The sequence below is a fragment of the Bradyrhizobium sp. USDA 4454 genome (assembly GCF_054822705.1).
The window spans coordinates 5,046,109-5,061,613 of sequence record NZ_JBTRCN010000001.1 but is presented as its reverse complement, the minus strand read 5'-3'; the positions used below and the strand labels follow the sequence as shown (position 1 = coordinate 5,061,613).

Annotated in this window: 16 protein-coding genes; 11 read left to right on the top strand and 5 right to left on the bottom strand. The window is 65.3% G+C overall.

What is annotated here, in order from left to right:
• Nucleotides 1-15: 15 nt before the first annotated feature.
• The 4 genes from ACVIW0_RS23675 to ACVIW0_RS23660 all read left to right on the top strand — a co-directional run bounded on the left by ACVIW0_RS23675 (nt 16) and on the right by ACVIW0_RS23660 (nt 4,287).
• Nucleotides 16-882, top strand: coding sequence for a branched-chain amino acid ABC transporter permease (locus tag ACVIW0_RS23675; RefSeq protein ID WP_461354530.1), 867 nt, complete (start codon nt 16-18; stop codon nt 880-882).
• Between the two features lie 5 nt (nt 883-887).
• On the top strand, nt 888-1,907 hold the full coding sequence (locus ACVIW0_RS23670) for a branched-chain amino acid ABC transporter permease (protein ID WP_461354529.1): 1,020 nt from the start codon (nt 888-890) through the stop codon (nt 1,905-1,907).
• A gap of 65 nt (nt 1,908-1,972) precedes the next feature.
• Nucleotides 1,973-3,985: a copper amine oxidase gene (locus ACVIW0_RS23665; protein WP_461354528.1), complete on the top strand. Its 2,013-nt coding sequence runs from the start codon at nt 1,973-1,975 to the stop codon at nt 3,983-3,985.
• Nucleotides 3,982-4,287, top strand: a complete 306-nt coding sequence (locus tag ACVIW0_RS23660) for a hypothetical protein (protein WP_461354527.1) — start codon at nt 3,982-3,984, stop codon at nt 4,285-4,287. The genes ACVIW0_RS23665 and ACVIW0_RS23660 overlap by 4 nt, the downstream gene beginning before the upstream one ends.
• Here the strand turns inward: ACVIW0_RS23660 and ACVIW0_RS23655 are convergent.
• Genes ACVIW0_RS23655 through ACVIW0_RS23645 form a run of 3 tightly spaced genes read right to left on the bottom strand, consistent with a single transcriptional unit; the run spans nt 4,273 to nt 7,568 of the window.
• Nucleotides 4,273-5,625: an aminotransferase class III-fold pyridoxal phosphate-dependent enzyme gene (locus tag ACVIW0_RS23655; RefSeq protein ID WP_461354526.1), complete on the bottom strand. Its 1,353-nt coding sequence runs from the start codon at nt 5,623-5,625 to the stop codon at nt 4,273-4,275. The two genes, ACVIW0_RS23660 and ACVIW0_RS23655, sit on opposite strands and share 15 nt — an antisense overlap.
• 18 nt (nt 5,626-5,643) lie before the next feature.
• Nucleotides 5,644-6,309, bottom strand: coding sequence for an HAD family hydrolase (locus tag ACVIW0_RS23650; RefSeq protein ID WP_461354525.1), 666 nt, complete (start codon nt 6,307-6,309; stop codon nt 5,644-5,646).
• Entirely contained in the window at nt 6,306-7,568 is a 1,263-nt protein-coding gene (locus tag ACVIW0_RS23645) for a Tm-1-like ATP-binding domain-containing protein (protein ID WP_461354524.1), read from the bottom strand. The genes ACVIW0_RS23650 and ACVIW0_RS23645 overlap by 4 nt, the downstream gene beginning before the upstream one ends.
• 218 nt (nt 7,569-7,786) lie before the next feature.
• Here ACVIW0_RS23645 and ACVIW0_RS23640 point away from each other — a divergent pair, with 218 nt between their 5' ends.
• From ACVIW0_RS23640 to ACVIW0_RS23620, 5 genes are all read left to right on the top strand, one after another.
• Nucleotides 7,787-9,271 (top strand): aldehyde dehydrogenase, encoded by a 1,485-nt coding sequence (locus tag ACVIW0_RS23640; protein ID WP_461354523.1) that lies wholly within the window; start codon nt 7,787-7,789, stop codon nt 9,269-9,271.
• Nucleotides 9,268-10,656 (top strand): transaminase, encoded by a 1,389-nt coding sequence (locus ACVIW0_RS23635; RefSeq protein WP_461354522.1) that lies wholly within the window; start codon nt 9,268-9,270, stop codon nt 10,654-10,656. Before ACVIW0_RS23640 ends, ACVIW0_RS23635 begins: the two co-directional genes overlap by 4 nt.
• Entirely contained in the window at nt 10,656-11,456 is an 801-nt protein-coding gene (locus tag ACVIW0_RS23630) for an SDR family NAD(P)-dependent oxidoreductase (protein WP_461354521.1), read from the top strand. The genes ACVIW0_RS23635 and ACVIW0_RS23630 overlap by 1 nt, the downstream gene beginning before the upstream one ends.
• Nucleotides 11,457-11,532: 76 nt before the next feature.
• Nucleotides 11,533-12,303 carry an SDR family NAD(P)-dependent oxidoreductase gene (locus tag ACVIW0_RS23625; RefSeq protein ID WP_461354520.1) on the top strand — a complete coding sequence of 257 codons (771 nt, stop codon included), beginning with the start codon at nt 11,533-11,535 and terminating at the stop codon, nt 12,301-12,303.
• A gap of 190 nt (nt 12,304-12,493) precedes the next feature.
• The gene (locus ACVIW0_RS23620) at nt 12,494-12,757 is read left to right on the top strand and encodes a hypothetical protein (protein ID WP_461354519.1); all 264 of its coding nucleotides are present in this window, start codon (nt 12,494-12,496) and stop codon (nt 12,755-12,757) included.
• Between the two features lie 66 nt (nt 12,758-12,823).
• On the opposite strand, the gene ACVIW0_RS23615 is transcribed toward ACVIW0_RS23620, so the two are convergent.
• The gene (locus tag ACVIW0_RS23615; RefSeq protein ID WP_461354518.1) at nt 12,824-13,198 is read right to left on the bottom strand and encodes a hypothetical protein; all 375 of its coding nucleotides are present in this window, start codon (nt 13,196-13,198) and stop codon (nt 12,824-12,826) included.
• A gap of 306 nt (nt 13,199-13,504) precedes the next feature.
• Here ACVIW0_RS23615 and ACVIW0_RS23610 point away from each other — a divergent pair, with 306 nt between their 5' ends.
• Both ACVIW0_RS23610 and ACVIW0_RS23605 read left to right on the top strand, forming a co-directional pair.
• On the top strand, nt 13,505-14,056 hold the full coding sequence (locus ACVIW0_RS23610) for a hypothetical protein (RefSeq protein ID WP_461354517.1): 552 nt from the start codon (nt 13,505-13,507) through the stop codon (nt 14,054-14,056).
• Nucleotides 14,057-14,267: 211 nt separating this feature from the next.
• Nucleotides 14,268-14,828 (top strand): hypothetical protein, encoded by a 561-nt coding sequence (locus tag ACVIW0_RS23605; RefSeq protein ID WP_461354516.1) that lies wholly within the window; start codon nt 14,268-14,270, stop codon nt 14,826-14,828.
• A 124-nt stretch (nt 14,829-14,952) separates the two neighbouring features.
• Here ACVIW0_RS23605 and ACVIW0_RS23600 read toward each other — a convergent pair whose 3' ends face one another.
• Entirely contained in the window at nt 14,953-15,396 is a 444-nt protein-coding gene (locus ACVIW0_RS23600) for a hypothetical protein (RefSeq protein ID WP_461354515.1), read from the bottom strand.
• Nucleotides 15,397-15,505 lie beyond the last annotated feature (109 nt).

The window sequence follows — 15,505 nt, the reverse complement described above, 5'->3', positions numbered from 1 at the left end:
GGATTGGCAACGAAGATGATCTGGGTTGAGACGTTGATCAACGGAGTGCTGTTGGGCGGGCTCTATGGCCTGCTCGGGATCGGGCTCGCGCTGGTGTTCGGCGTGATGCGCGTCGTCAACATCGCGCATGGCGAGTTCATGGTGCTGAGCGCGTTCTGCGCGGTGCTGCTGTCCAATATGTTTCCGCAGGTCTCGCCGCTGTTGATGCTGATCCCGGTGATCGCACTGTCCTTTGCGGTCGGCTGGCTCTACCAGGCTGTGATCGTCAACCGCGTCGTGACCTCGCCCGATCCGCTGTCGCCGCTATTGCTGACCTTCGGCGTGTCGGTGATCCTGCGCAATGTGATGGTGGAAATCTTCGGCGCGGACGTGCGCAGCCTCCAGGTCGGCGAGCTGTCCCGCGCCAGCCTCGAGGTCGCCGGCCTCAACATCGGCATCATGCCGCTGCTCACGCTGGTGCTCGCCGCATTGCTGTTCATGGCGCTGCAACTCGTGCTGCGCCATACCGAGTTCGGGCGGATCGTGCGCGCGACCGCCGACCGCCGCGACATCGTCCGGCTGTCCGGGGTCAAGCCCGACCGGGTCTATAATTATGTGATGGGCCTGTCGCTGGCGCTCGGCGCGATCGGCGGCGTGCTGCTTGCGGTGCGCTCGAGCTTCACGCCGTTCTCGGGTGGCGAGCGGCTCCTGATCGCCTTCGAGGTCGTGGTGCTCGGCGGGCTCGGCTCGTTCTGGGGCGCGCTGCTTGGCGGCATCGCGCTCGGCATGGCGCAGCTGATCGGGCTGAAGATCGATCCGAATGCCGGGCTGCTCTACGCGCATCTCCTGTTCTTCATCATGCTGCTGATCCGCCCGTCGGGTCTCGTGTCGAGCAGGGTGTGACGCCGATGCCGACACGGACAATTCTCCTGGTCTCTGGCATCGTGCTGGTTGCGGTCATCGCCGGCGCGCCCTTCGTGCTGAACGAAGGCTTTCTGCGGCTCGCGACCGAATGCCTGCTGCTGCTGACGATGGCGCAGATGTGGAACCTGCTCGCGGGCTATGCCGGGCTGGTGTCGCTCGGCCATCAGGTCTTCGTCGCCTTCGGCGCCTATGCGCTGTTCCTGATCTCGGGCTGGCTCGAGATCACCCCGATCTGGGTGCTGCCGGTGGCGCCGCTGGTCGCCGGCGCCGTCGCGGCGATCATCGCGTTTCCGCTGTTTCGGCTGCGCGACGCCTATTTCTCGATCGCGATGTGGGTGTTCGCCGAGATCATCGGCGCCTTCACGATGAAGTCGCAGGCGGTCGGCGGCACCTCCGGCGTGCCGCTCGCCACCAGCAAGCTGATCGATTTCGACTGGTTCGAGCCGACGATGTTCTGGCTCGCCGGCGGCCTGACGCTCGTCACCATCGCGGCGCTCTACAAGATGATGACCTCGAGCTTCGGGCTCGGGCTGATGAGCGTGCGCGACAACGATCTTGCGGCGATGAGCGTCGGCGTCGACGTCCGCCACAACCGCTTCATCGCCTTCGTGCTGTCGGCGGCGGGATGCGGGCTTGCCGGTGCGCTCAGCTTCATGGGCAATCTGTTCATCGCGCCGCTGGCGGCGTTCGATGTCAACTGGTCGGTCTACATGATGTTCATCGTGATCATCGGCGGCATCGGAACGCTGGAAGGCCCGATCCTCGGCGTCATCATCTTCTTCGGTCTGCGCGAGCTGATGACCGGACCGCTCGGCCTGTCCGGCGGCTGGTACCTGGTCGGGCTCGGCCTCATCGCCGTCGTCGTGATGATCGTGGCGCCGCGCGGCATCTGGCCGGCCTTGCGCGACCGTCTCGGCGTGCGGTTGCTCGATGTCCACCGGGCCGCGCCGTGCCCGGCCACGGCCGCGATCCTGCCGGCGACATCAGAACGGGTTACCGGATGAAGCGGGCCTTCACGCCGTCACCTTTGCTTGTATTCTGAGCGTTCTGGCTTTGAGTGGAGGGCGAGATGGCTCTGATATCCCGGCATGGCGGATGGGCGTTGGCCGGTCTGGTCGCGGCGACATTGGCGGCTCCGCCATCGGCGCAGGCCGAGCGCAGGATGTGGCCGCAGGCGGCGGCGACGCACCCGATGGATGGGCTGACGACGGACGAGATCCGCTCGGTCTCCGAAACCCTCCGCGGCGCCGGCAAGCTCGACGATGCGACGCGGGTCGTCTCGATGACGGTCGAGGAGGATCCCAAGAACGAGGTGCGGGCGTGGAAGCCCGGACAGCCGTTCGCGCGCCGCGCCAGCGCGACGCTGTTGAGCGGCGGGCATCTCTACGAGGCGCATCTCGACCTCGCTGCGCGCAGCCTCGTCGGCTGGGAGGAGATCAGGGATCATGAGGCGGCGCTAACCATCGACGAATTGATGTCCGCCGGCGATCTGCCGAAGCAGGACCCGCGCTGGATTGCCGCGATGGCCAAGCGCGGCATCACCGATTTCAAGGACGTGCTGTGCCTGCCGCTGACGGTCGGGCCGGTCACCGATCCGGCCCTGAAAGGCCGCCGGCTGCTCAACGTCCCCTGTGTCGACACCGCGGGTGCCGCCAACAATCTCTGGGGCAAGCCGATCGAGAACCTGTTCGCCCAGGTCGATCTCAAGAGCAAGACGGTGCTGTCGGTGACCGATCTCGGCGTGGTACCGCCACCGCCGCAGACGCCCTCGCACGCCTATGCCGACTCCGGAAAATACCGCAAGCCCCCGAAGCCGATCGAGATCATGGCGCCCGAGGGCAGCAATGTGAAGGTGGAGGGCGGCCAGGTCCGCTGGGACAATTGGTCGTTCCATGTCCGTCTCGAGCCGCGCGTCGGCGCCGTGCTGTCGCTGATCCGCTACGACGACCACGGCAGCTTCCGCGATATCGCCTATCAGATCTCGGCGAGCGAGATGTTTGTGCCCTATATGGATCCGGCGCCGACCTGGTCGTTCCGCGCCTATATGGATATCGGCGAGTACGGCTTCGGCGTGCTGTCCAGCGAATTGCAGCGCGGCATCGACTGTCCCGAAGGCGCGCATTATCTCGATCTGACGATCTCGGACACCAAGGGCAATCCGGTCGTCTCCAAGGGCGCGGTCTGCATCTTCGAGCGCCCGACCGGCGATCCGATCTGGCGCCACAGCGAGCTGATCAACAACACGGCCGAGGTGCGGCCGAACAATGAGCTGGTGGTGCGGATGGCGCCGGTGGTCGGCAATTACGACTATCTGGTCGACTACGTGTTCGACCGTGCCGGCAACATCGATGTCCGGCTCGGCGCCTACGGCATCGACGCCACCAAGGGCGTGGCGAGCAAGACATTGAGCGACCCGACCGCCGCGCAGGATACCGCCTACGGAACGCTGGTCGACGAAGGGCTGCTGGCGGTCAACCACGATCACTACATGACGTTCCGGATCGACATGGACGTCGACGGTACCGCGAACCGGCTGGTCGAGGACCGCTTCAATGTCCGCCGGCTGGAGCAGGGCCAACGCAAGAGCCTCTGGCAGGTCGACACCAGGCCGGTCACGACCGAAGGACCGGTCACGACGCCGCTGAACGCGGCGCAGTTCAGGATCGAGAGCGCGGGCAAGACCAACAAACAAGGCTACCGCACCAGCTATCAGATCATGCCCGGCCACTCCGACGTCTCGCTACTGGCCAAGGACGATCCGATCCAGCTGCGCGCCGGCTTCAGCGCCTACACGCTGTGGACCTCGGCCTACGCCCGGGACGAGCGCTACGCCGCGGGCATGTATCCGAACGGAAACGCCGAGGTCGATGGTCTGCCGAAATGGACCGCGGCGAAGCGGCCGATCGAGGACCGCGACCTGGTGCTGTGGTACACGGTCGGCTTCCGCCACGTGCCGCGCGCCGAGGATTGGCCTGTCATGCCCGGCCTGTGGCATGGATTCCGGCTGCGGCCGTTCAACTTCTTCGATCGCAATCCCGCGCTCGACGTGCCGCCGATGGTGAATGCCAGGGATACGAAATGAAGGCCCGCACGTATCGCATCGGCGCGCTGCTGGCGTTGCTGGCGACAGCGCCTGCCGCGCCTGGCGCAGCGGCTGAAAGCAGCATTGATGATGCGTCCTTGCTCTATCTGAGCAGCGGCGATTGGGAGCGCCAGTCCGCGCCGCGCAAGATCGCGCTCGCGGCCGATTTCATGCGGATCTTCTGCACCGTTCAGACCATGTCGGCCGCGACGCTGGCCGATTGCCTCGATCGCGACAAGGCCGATGGCGCGCCGTTCGAGCGCGCCATGGCCTGCGTCAGCGCTTTGTCAGCCGGCCGCTGAGAGGCCGGCGTCAATTCCTTCGGCGATCCGCTTCACGTCGACTGACGTGAGGATCAGCGGCGGGGACAGGATGAGGTTGTTGCCGGAGACCCGCAGCATCACCCCCGCCTCGTAGGCGGCGTCGGCGACCTTGGCCATCGTCTTCTTGTCGGCGGGTTTCTTGCTGTCGCGATCGGCGACCAATTCGAGCGCGGCCATCAGGCCCTTGCCCCTGACGTCGCCGACCAGCGCATGCTTTACTTTCAGCGTGGCCAGCGCCTGGGCGAGGTCCTTGCCGCGCGCGGCGGCATTCTCGTCGAGCTTGAGGCGGCGGGTCTCGGCGAGTGCCGCCAGGCCCGCAGCGCAGCCGACCGGATGGCCCGAATAGGTGTAGCCATGGCCGATCGAGCCGAATGTCGTGGTGTCGGCCTCGAAGGTTTCCGCGACGGCTTCACCGATCAGCGTCGCGCCGAGCGGGAAATAGCCCGAGGTGATCGCCTTGGCCATCGTCATCATGTCCGGCTTCACGCCCCATAGCCGCGAGCCCGACCATGCGCCGGTGCGTCCGAAGCCGGTGACGACCTCGTCGGCGATCATCAGGATGCCGTGGCGATCGCAGATCTCACGCGCTAGTTTCATGAAGCTGTCCGGCGGCACGATCACGCCGCCGGCACCTAACACCGGCTCCATGATGAAGGCGGCGATGGTGTCGGCGCCCTGGAACGCGATCTCTTCTTCCATCGCCGCCGCGCAGAGCTGCGCAAGCCTGGCGGGATCGGTTTCGTTGAAGGGATTGCGATAGGTCGACGGCGCCGGGATGTGGAACACGCCCGGCAGCATCGGCTCATAGTTGCGGCGGAAATTGGCGTTGCCGTTGACGGACGCGCCGCCGAAATGGGTGCCGTGATAGCCCTTCTTCAGCGCCAGGAACTTGGTACGGTCGGCCTGGCCCTTGATCTTCCAGTATTGCCGGGCAAGGCGCAACGCGGTCTCGACCGAGTCCGATCCGCCCGAGGTGAAGAAGGCGCGCACCATGCCTTCAGGCTTGAACCATTCGGTGAGCTCGTAGGCGAGCTCGATCGAAGGACCGCTGGAGGTGCCGCGGAAGCCCGAATAGTATGGCAGCGCGCCGAGCTGGTCTGATATCGCCTGCTTGATCGGATCGCAGCTGTAGCCGAGATTGACGTTCCACAACCCGCCGACCGCATCGATCACGGTCTTGCCGTCAATGTCGGTAACTTCGACGCCTTCGCCCTGCATCACGATCCGCGGCGGCTGCGCCCGCATCTCGGCGGGATGGGCCATCGGGTGCCAGATCGGCTTGGCGTTGTTCTCAACCAGGAAGTTTCTGTCGCGCATGTTGGTTCTCAATTTAGCTCAGTCGAATTGCAGCCCGAAATGCCGCAGCGCCTCGCCGTAGGACGCGGCCGGGTTGCGCACATCAAACAGCACCGTGCGCATGTTGCACGCAACGGCGCCTGCGATGTTGCGGCGCTGGTCGTCGACGAAGACGCAATTGTCTGCCTCCAGCGCCAGTTCGGCCAGCACGCTTTGATAGGCGCGGGAATCGGGTTTCAGGATCCCGGTGTGGGTGGCGTCGACGATGGTCTCGAAGCGCTTGAGGATCGAAAGACGGTTGCGGAAATCGGCGCCGTAGAACAGGTCGAGCTCGTTCGACAGGATGGCGAGCCGCAACCCGGCATCGGCAGCGAGCTCGATCGCGCGCACCGCCTCGGGGCGGATCACGGTGTCGGGATCGGCACCGCGCACCCGTTTCACGAAGGTTTCCATGTCGTGCCAGTCTTCGCCGAGCATGCGGCCGACCTCGCGGCTGCGGGTCAGCCAGTAGTCGCGTTCCGAAATCTCGCCGCGCTGCATTGACGTCCACAGCGGATCGCTGTCGGGCGCGAATGGTCCGAGCCATTTCAGCGTGCATGGCGCGAGCCCGAGCGTGCGCTCGGTCAGGTCATGGGTCTCGAACAGGGTCTTCGAGATCACCCCGCCGAAGTCGAGCACCAGCGCCTGGGCGTGCGGCCTCATCATGCGGCCGCCGTCGTGCGGCCGGGGCGGACAATGCCGGCCGCGACCCAGCGGTCGAAGATCGCGAGCACCGTTTCGTTGAATGCGGCGCTGTTGATGTGATCCTTGATCTCATGCAACTCCACCGGCGGCTGGACCGCCGACCGCATCGCGTCAACAAAGGCGGCGAGGGCGTCGGGATCGTGCAGGGCCTCGCCCTCGCGGTCCCATTGCTGGATGCCGCCGGCCGGCAGCACGAAGGCAACCGGTGCGCTGGCCTGGGCCAGCTTCCCGGCGATCGCGCGGGCGATGCGCTGGCGATCGGCGGCCCCTGAGGTCGCCGACGCAAGCAGCCGGTTATGCGCGTGGAACGGCCGATCCGACAGCTCCTTTGGAACGCCAAGCCATGCCGGAAAGTCGACCATGTCGATCGCCCCGGGCGCAACGATCTGCGGAATGCCGGCTCGGCCCGCATTCTCCAGCCTGTCGGCGCCGGAATTCACCACCGAGCCAGTGAGCTGATTGGCGACCTCCTGCAGGCTGAGGTCGAGTACGGCGGCAAAACCGCCTTGGGCTGCGATCGATTCCATCGCGCGGCCGCCCATGCCGGTGGTGTGAAAGACGACGACCTCATAGCCGCGCCGCTCCAGCTGCGGCTTGAGCTCGACCATGTAGCGCAGGCAGCTCTTGCCAAGCGATGTGATCGCGACCACCGGCCGGTCCCGGCTAGGCTTGATCGCGCTCTTCGCGGCGCCGACGATCGCGCCGCAGGCTTGCGACAGCACGGCCGTGCAGGTGCCGTTGAGGCCGTAGAGCCCGCCGGCCCACAGGATCATCATCAGGTCGGCGGCGACGCGCTCGGGCGGAATCAAATGCGAGAAGGCGACGGTCGAGACGATCAGCTTGGGCAGGCCGAGCGGCAGCGCCTGCGCGACGTCGAGCGCAAGATCGGTTCCCATCGTGCCGCCGATCGCGATCACGCCGTCGATGGCATCGCGCGCGGCGAGCTCGCGCGCGAGTTTGGTGGCGCCGACCGCCATTAGCGACATCGCGGTATTCTCGTCGCCACTCGATGCGACCGCCGCGATCGTGGTCTGCGCAGCGGCCGCCACCGCGTGCTTGTCGTGCGCCGGCTGGTACGGCGGATCACCGAGCACGCTGATGTCCATCATGATGGTTCTGCCGCCGGCACGCGCGATGCACTCGCTCATGAACAGCAGTTCGTCGGCCTTGGTGTCTCCCGTTCCGATCAGGAGAATGCGGGGCTCTGTCATCTCGGGCATGACCTTCGGCTCGCCAGCGGCGTGAGGAATGTGGACGAGTTGGTTTGCACCCAGCGTGCGGGAGCGTTCGGCCATCGTGCGATCACGCTATGGGGATGCTCGCTGCGGTGACATCCACCTATCGGTTGATTGCTGCCAAAGCCTTGATTTGGCGAGGATTGCATCACGCCAGCGATCCCGGTCGGGAGTCGCTTTCGCCACCGTCACAATGATCCCGCATGCAGCAAGCCCAGATCGATCAACTCCGCTCGGCTGCTATTCCGGCCCAGCAGCTCTTCATTGGCGGCCAACCTGCCCAGGCGGTCGGCGAGGCGCGGCTTGACGTCGTGTCGCCGATCGACGGCCAGCTGCTGACGACCATCGCCGACGGCGATGCGGCCGATATCGACGCCGCGGTGAGGCATGCGCGGCAGGCCTTCGAGCAGGGCAGCTGGTCGCGCGCGGCCCCGGCGCAGCGCAAGAAGGTGCTGCTGCGGTTCGCCGAGCTGATCGAGCGGCACGCGCTCGAGATCGCGGTGCTCGGCGTCCGCGACAATGGCACCGAGATTGGCATGGCCTACAAGGCCGAACCGCTGTCGGCGGCCGGCACGATCCGCTACTACGCCGAGGCGATCGACAAGGTGTATGGCGAGATCGCGCCGACCTCAGGCGACGTGCTCGGGCTGGTACATCGCGAGCCCCTCGGCGTCGTCGGCGTGATCGTGCCGTGGAATTTTCCGCTGATGATCGGAGCGTGGAAGATCGGTCCCGCACTCGCCGCCGGAAATTCGGTCGTGGTCAAGCCGCCGGAGCTCGCATCGCTGACGCTGCTGCGGCTTGCCGAGCTCGCGACCGAGGCGGGCTTGCCGGATGGCGTGCTCAACGTCGTCACCGGCCGCGGCGCATCGGCCGGCGAGGCGCTTGCGCTACATATGGATGTCGACGTGCTCGCCTTCACCGGCTCGGGCGCGGTCGGGCGGCGGCTGCTGGAAGGTGCGGCGCGGTCGAACCTGAAGCGCGTGCATCTCGAGCTCGGCGGCAAATCGCCCAATATCGTGTTCGCCGATGTGCCAGACATCAAGCATGCGGCCAAGGTCTCCGCGAACGGCATCTTCCGGAATTCGGGCCAGGTCTGCGTCGCCGGTTCGCGGCTGCTGGTGCAGTCGCAGGTCTACGATCGCTTCATGGCTGAATTGCTCGATGCCACCGCGAGGCTCAAAGTCGGCGATCCCCTCGAATTGACCTCGGACATCGGTGCCGTAGCGAGCAAGGTACAGCTACGCAAGAATCTCGACGCCGTTGCCCGCGCGGAGGAGCAGGGCGCGAAGCGGCTGGTTGGCGGCGAGCAGATTCGCGCCGAGAGCGGCGGCAACTTCATGGCGCCCGCGATCCTCGCTGAGGTGACGCCGGCGATGGAGGTGTGGCGCGAGGAGGTGTTCGGCCCGGTGCTCTCGGTCACCCGGTTCGACAGCGAGGAAGATGCTGTCGCGCTTGCCAATGCGACGTCCTATGGACTTGCGTCCGCGGTGTGGACCGAAAGCCTCTCGATGGCGCATCGCATGGTGCGAGCCATTAGAGCCGGCGTCGTGCACGTCAACGCCTATGGCGGCGCCGACATCACGGTGCCGCTCGGCGGCTTCAAGCAATCCGGATTCGGACGCGACAAGTCGCTGCACGCGCTCGATGCCTATACCGACCTCAAGACCGCCTGGATCGCGCTATGACATCTGCAACTGCCGAACGCTCAGACGTTCTGAACCGATTGCTCGATGCCGAGCAGGAGCGTTTTCGCGCGCTGCATCCGCGCTCGGCCGCGGCTTGGCAGCAAGGCAGGCAGCACTATCTCTATGGCGGCCCGTCGCACTGGATGCGGCGCTGGGCCGGCGGCTTCCCGGTCTATGTCGAGGAGGCGCTGGGCGCGCATATCAGAGACATCGACGGCCGCGACTATATCGATTTCTGCCTTGGCGACACCGGCGGCATGTGCGGGCACGCGCCGGAGGCGGTGACGGAGGCGGTGCTCAATCAGCTCAAGCGCGGCGCGACCATGATGCTGCCGACCGAGGACAGCATCTGGGTTGGTGCCGAGCTGTCGCGCCGCTTCGGTCCGAAATACTGGACGCTGACGACGTCGGCGACCGACGCCAACCGCGCCGCGATCCGCATCTCGCGCATGATCACCGGCCGGCGCAAGGTGCTGGTGTTCTCCGGCTGCTATCATGGCGGCGTCGAGGAGGCGCATGTCGAGATCCGCGACGGCCGCGTCGGGCTGCGCAACATGATCCATCCCAACGGCATCGATCATGATGCCGTGAGCCGCGTCGTCGAATTCAACGATGTCGCGGGCCTCGAGGCGGCGCTGGCGCATGGCGACGTCGCCTGCGTGCTGACCGAGCCGCTGATGACGAATTTCGGCATGATCCCGGTCGATCCCGGATTTCACCAGGCGTTGCGCGACCTGACCCGCCGTAGCGGCACCGTGCTGATCATCGACGAGACCCACACACTGTCCTGCGGACCGGGCGGTTACAGCCAGGCGTATGGCCTGGAGTCCGACATTCTCGTCGCGGGCAAGGCGATTGCGGGCGGCGTCCCTGCCGGCGTGTTCGGGCTCAGCCAGGAGATCGCCGAGCGGCTGTGGAAGCTCGTGCCTCACGTCAATCCGCGCGCGCGGCAGTCCGCGCATCTCGGCTTCGGTGGCACGCTGGCCGGCAACGCGCTGACGGTCGCGACCATGCGCGCGGTGCTGGAGAAGGTGCTGACCTCTGCAAATTACGAGCGGATGATCGAGACCGCGACCTGGCTCGCGCAGGAAGCACGCCGGCTGATCGAAGCGGCCGGTCTGCCCTGGCACGTCACGCAGATCGGCGCCCGCGCGGAGATCATGTTCATGCCGCAGCCCCCGCGCAACGGCGCCGACGTCATTGCGGGGAGACAACCGGATCTCGAGACCTTGCTGCATGCGTTCTACATGAACGAGGGCATCCTGGTGACGCCGTTCCACACCATGCTGCTGACGTGCCCGGCGACCTCGGCGCGCGACGTCGACAAGCATACGGCGGTGTTGGCGCGATTCATCGATTTCCTGCGCGGCGCGGGAGCAATCTGATGCAGCCGCCTCCGTTCGATCTTGAGGGCCGGGTTGCCATCGTCACCGGCGGAGGCCGGGGGATCGGCGCCGCGATCGTGACGCGGCTCGCGCAGGCCGGCGCGATCGTGGTGATCGCCAACCGGACGCTTGACGTAGCCGAGGCGCTGGCGCGTGGCCTCACGGCCGATGGACGGTTGGCGCATTGCATTCCGTTCGACCGGCTCGATAGGGGCAGCTTGCGCGCGATGGTCGACGGTGTCGCCAGCAAGTTCGGCCGGCTTGACATCGTCGTGCACAATGCCGGCGGTTGTCTGTGGGCCTCGCTCGAGGAGATTGATGAAGCCAGGCTCGACGAGACGCTGGCGCTGAACCTGAACGCCAGCATCTGGCTCGCACAGGCCGCCAGTCCGCATATGCGCGCCAACAGGTTCGGGCGCATCCTCGTGACGTCGTCGGTGTCGGCGCGCGTCGCGATGGGCGGCGGCGCGCATTACTCGGCGGCAAAGGCCGGCGTCAACGCGTTCATCCGTGGCGCCGCCTTCGAGCTGGCGCGCGACGGCATCACGGTCAATGGCGTCGAGGCCGGCTTCATCGAGAAGCCCGGCCGCGGCAGCATGAGCGCGCCGGAGATCAAGGCCAAGCTCGAGCGCTTCATTCCGATGGGGCGCATGGGGAGCGCCGACGACATCGCTTGCGCGATGCTCTACCTCGCTTCCGTTGAAGCCAGATACGTCACCGGGCAGACCATCGTGGTCGATGGCGGTTCGACCTTGCCCGAAACCGGATTCGCCGTCGAACGGCAATGGGGGTCTAGATGAGCATGATCGCCGCGCAAACCCGTTCCGCATTTGTCGCGAGGGAACACCGGTTTCGACATTTCCGGATCATGCTGTGATGCCGCGGCTCGACGGAAAGACCGCGCTGGTGGCCGGCGCGGCCACCGGGATCGGCCGGGCCACGGCCGTGCTGCTGGCGCTGAGCGGCGCGCGCGTCGTGCTGTTCGGCCTCGGTGACGCCGAGCTACAAACCGCTGCGGCCGAGTGCGGCGGGCAGGCGATCCATGGCGACGTCACGCGTCCGGACGACGTTGCGAAAGCCGTCACCGCCTGCGGCGCGCGGCTCGATGTCGTCGTCAATGCGGCGGGTTTGATCGTGCCGGATCAGCCCGCAAGCGTCTCTGACGAGGTCTGGGCCAAAACGCTCGATGTCAACCTCACCGGGACGATGCGCGTCTGTCGCGCATCGCTGCCGCTGCTCCGGCAGCGCGGCGGCGCGATCGTCAACATCGCTTCCGTTGCCGCGTTCAATGCCAGCCCGGATAGTGCAAGCTACGCCGCCAGCAAGGCGGCCGTCGTCGCCTATACACGCTCGCTGGCCTATGCGCACGGCGCCGACGGCATCCGTGCCAATGCGGTCGCGCCCGGCTGGGTGCGGACGCCGATGAGCGCCCAAGAGATGCAGTTGCTCGCCGAGCAGAACGGCACCACGGCCGAGAGCGAGTTTCGCGCCGTCGAACGACGGATCGCCTTGGGACGGATGGCCGACCCCGCCGACATCGCGGCATGCTGCCTGTTCCTGGCGTCCGACGAGGCGTCCTTCGTCACGGGAGCGGTACTGGTCGCCGATGGCGGCGGCCGCTCGCCGACACAAAATCGCGCAGTCTAGAGCCGCGTTCCGGTGAACCGAAACGCGGCTACAGATTGTTTGACGCGTTTTCTTCACGCGAACCGGGGTCCGCTTCGCTCGAAAACGCTCTGGAGCGGTCGATTGGCGTCCAGGTGTGGCCGCCGGCACCTTGATAAGGACCGGTGGATTTGGCACTCTCGCACGTCACGTCATTCGATCGAGGGGCGTTATGAACAAGTCATTTTCTGTGATCATTGCCGCGGCCGCTTCAATCGTCGTGCTGTCGTCGACGGCGGCGAAATCTGGCGAGGTCTACCCGTTTGGTGATCCGCCGTACCGGCTGGACTTCGTGCAGGAGCCTCAGATCGAATCAGGCTGCTGGAAATGGAATTGGCAGCTGTACCAGTGGCAGGACTACTGCCCGGTCTACGTCTATCCGAAGGCTTATATGTTCTCGCGCTCGTCGCGCGTCGTGCTCCACTCCAAGGGGTGAGCAGCAACCTCGCGACTTGAAGAGCTCTGCGTCACGCCAATCGGAGCGACGCAGAAGCACATGTTCTTATGAGTGCGCGATGGTGCAGGCGACCTGCTGGTGCTTGCCGAAGTTGAGCAGCGCGTTTTCCCGGAAACCGTCCAGCCAGATGCCGCGGCCGGCATAGCGATAGCCGACGCCCATCGGAACGTGCCGCACATGGATGCCGCCACGACCGGTCAGCAGCGAGGCGGTGACCACTTCGCCCTCGACCGACACGGCGTGCGGGCACAGCGGATAGTGATGGCCATTCTCGCAGGTGAAGACGATCTCGGTGCAGGTGCCGACCGGTGCCTTGGTGATCAGGCCGAGATCCGCGGCCGCCGCCGGCCGGGAATTGCCCGACAGGGCTGCACCCAAAGCCAGAATTCCCGCGACCATGTAGCCAATTCGAATACGCATCAGTGCCCCCTCGTCCAGCGATAGGCTAAGTAATTGAGAAAAAATATCTCGCGCTAAATGAGCAAAAAAAGCCTCCAAGGTCAAACCTGCGACAGCGGTCGGCAGAGGGGTCGTGCGCTGGGTGTTGCAGGTTTGCTGCACTGGAACGGAATTGAGCGGAAGGCTGTCCGGCCGCGACAACATGCCTTTACTGGCCACAATTGGCCTGCAAGTGGTGGGAGGTATTTGAGTCGTTTCGCAGGGACTGCTTTCAGCGCCTGACCGGGTCGCATCGCGAACGGGGCCGCGCGAACATCGGGGGTGGGAATGGACTTCCGTGATGCAATCGCAGGTTCGCTCCTGACCGTGATGATGGTCTCGACGTCTGCGCTGTCGGCTCAGGCGCAGACGCCAGCTCTTCAAGCCCCGAACGGCCGGGCCGCGGCAGCGCAGGGCGATCAATCGTTTTCCGGGCCGAGCTTCCGCAAGGGCTTGTGGCGCTTCATCCGAACGCTCGACGTCGTCAGGACCGCCAACAAGAATTTCAAGTATCGCGTGGTGAACGCGGAAACGACGCGCTGCGTCGACCCCACCTTCGCGATGAAGGCGACCTTTTCGCCGGATCCGGTCGGAAGCTGCGTCTCCGACAAGCCTGAAAAGGTCGGCAATCAATACACCTTCGGACACCGATGCGATTACATGGGAGCGGTCAGCACCGTCATCACGGTGCGCAGCGACGAGGCCTATACCGAGCTGAATGAGGTCAGCACCGGCGAGCATCCGAGGACCGACATGGTCGTCGCGACCAGGATCGGCGACTGCGACGATGGGACGGCCGCCAGTCCCGAAAAGTCGGCCGCCGGGCGCCTGCAGCAGTAGCTGGAGATCAGGAGCGGCCGGCTCGGTATCGGCGCGCTGAAGGCTCGGCTTTGGCCGCCGGTGCCTCGCCTTTGACGGTGGAGAGTCGCAACCAAAAGGGCGAGCGTTTACCTGACCTTAACGCGAAGTATTCTGAAATGACGTCAGGTTGGGCGTGCTTCAAGGCGAAGTCACGCGAAGCGCATCGTGCGGCCGATTAAGGATTCAACACATGGTATCGCGTGAGGACTTCGGGCAGTCGAAGGTCTGCGCATGCGCGCTTGGCGCGGTGATCGCGCTCGCCGTGTCCTTGCTTGCGCCGCAGAGCGCCCTGGCCGACGAGAGCTTCAACGGGCCGACCTTCCGCAAAGGCATGTGGCTTTTCGTGCGGACGATGGAGCTGGTGTCGCCGTCGAACGGACGTCAGAAGCTGCTCGAGCGCGAAATGACCCGCTGTGTCGACCCGACCCAGTCGATGAAGGCGACATTCTCGTCACCGTCGATCGGAAACTGCCATTCATCGAGGCCGGAAAAGATCAGCAACAAGTACATCTTCTCCAACCGCTGCGACTACATGGGGCCGGTCTCCACCGTCATTACCGTTCTGAGCGATGAGGCCTACACTGAGGTCAACCAGGTCCACGGTCAGGCGCCGCGGATGGACCGGGTGGTCGCCCGCCGGATCAGCGATTGCCATGAGGACAGGGCGCAGCTTGGCCAGCCCGCCGCTGCTGCATCGAGCGACGTTTCGCGCGAGCTGGAGCAGGAGACTGCTGAGGGCGATCCGCTCTAGATCATGATGCGTTTCCACGGAATCGCATCATGATCTCATCTCTTTGTTTGAGCATGATCTCCGCGCAAACGCGTTTGTCGCGAGGGAAAACCGGTTTCCGGATCATGCTCCTAACGCTGTGCCGTCAGATCTTCTGCTGGTTGCCCGGCCCGCTCACCTTGACAGTGATCTTCTGAATTTCGGTACGGCCGCCCTGGTACTTGACTTCGATGGTCAGGGCGTCGTCGCCGAGGAATTCGGGCGGCGCCTTGTAGAAGGCGACATAGGCCGGCACCTCGAGCGCCAGGCAGGCCTTGTAATTGGTGGCCTTGGCTTTTGCCGTCTTCACCACGACTTTTCCGGCAGTGGGGGGCGTGACCAGCCTGATGGTTGGCAATGGCCCCGACGTGCAGTCAGGTAATACATTGAGATAAATGCCGATTTGGGTGTCCCGGTTGGCCAGGGTCCGGACCTGGCGTTCGACCGTGGTCTCCTGTGGGACGGGCGTTGGTGTCGGCGCTTGCGCACATGCCGCGCCGGCCATGCCGCCAAGTAAAACCGCGGCGCATCCCAGAAGAATCACCCGCATCGACCACTCCAAATCACCGGCAACATGCAATAGAGCCGCGTCGGCCAATATCGACTTTCGGCCAAGCCAAATTGGCTAAGCCGTTGTTCTTCCAGCTGCGACCTGTTCG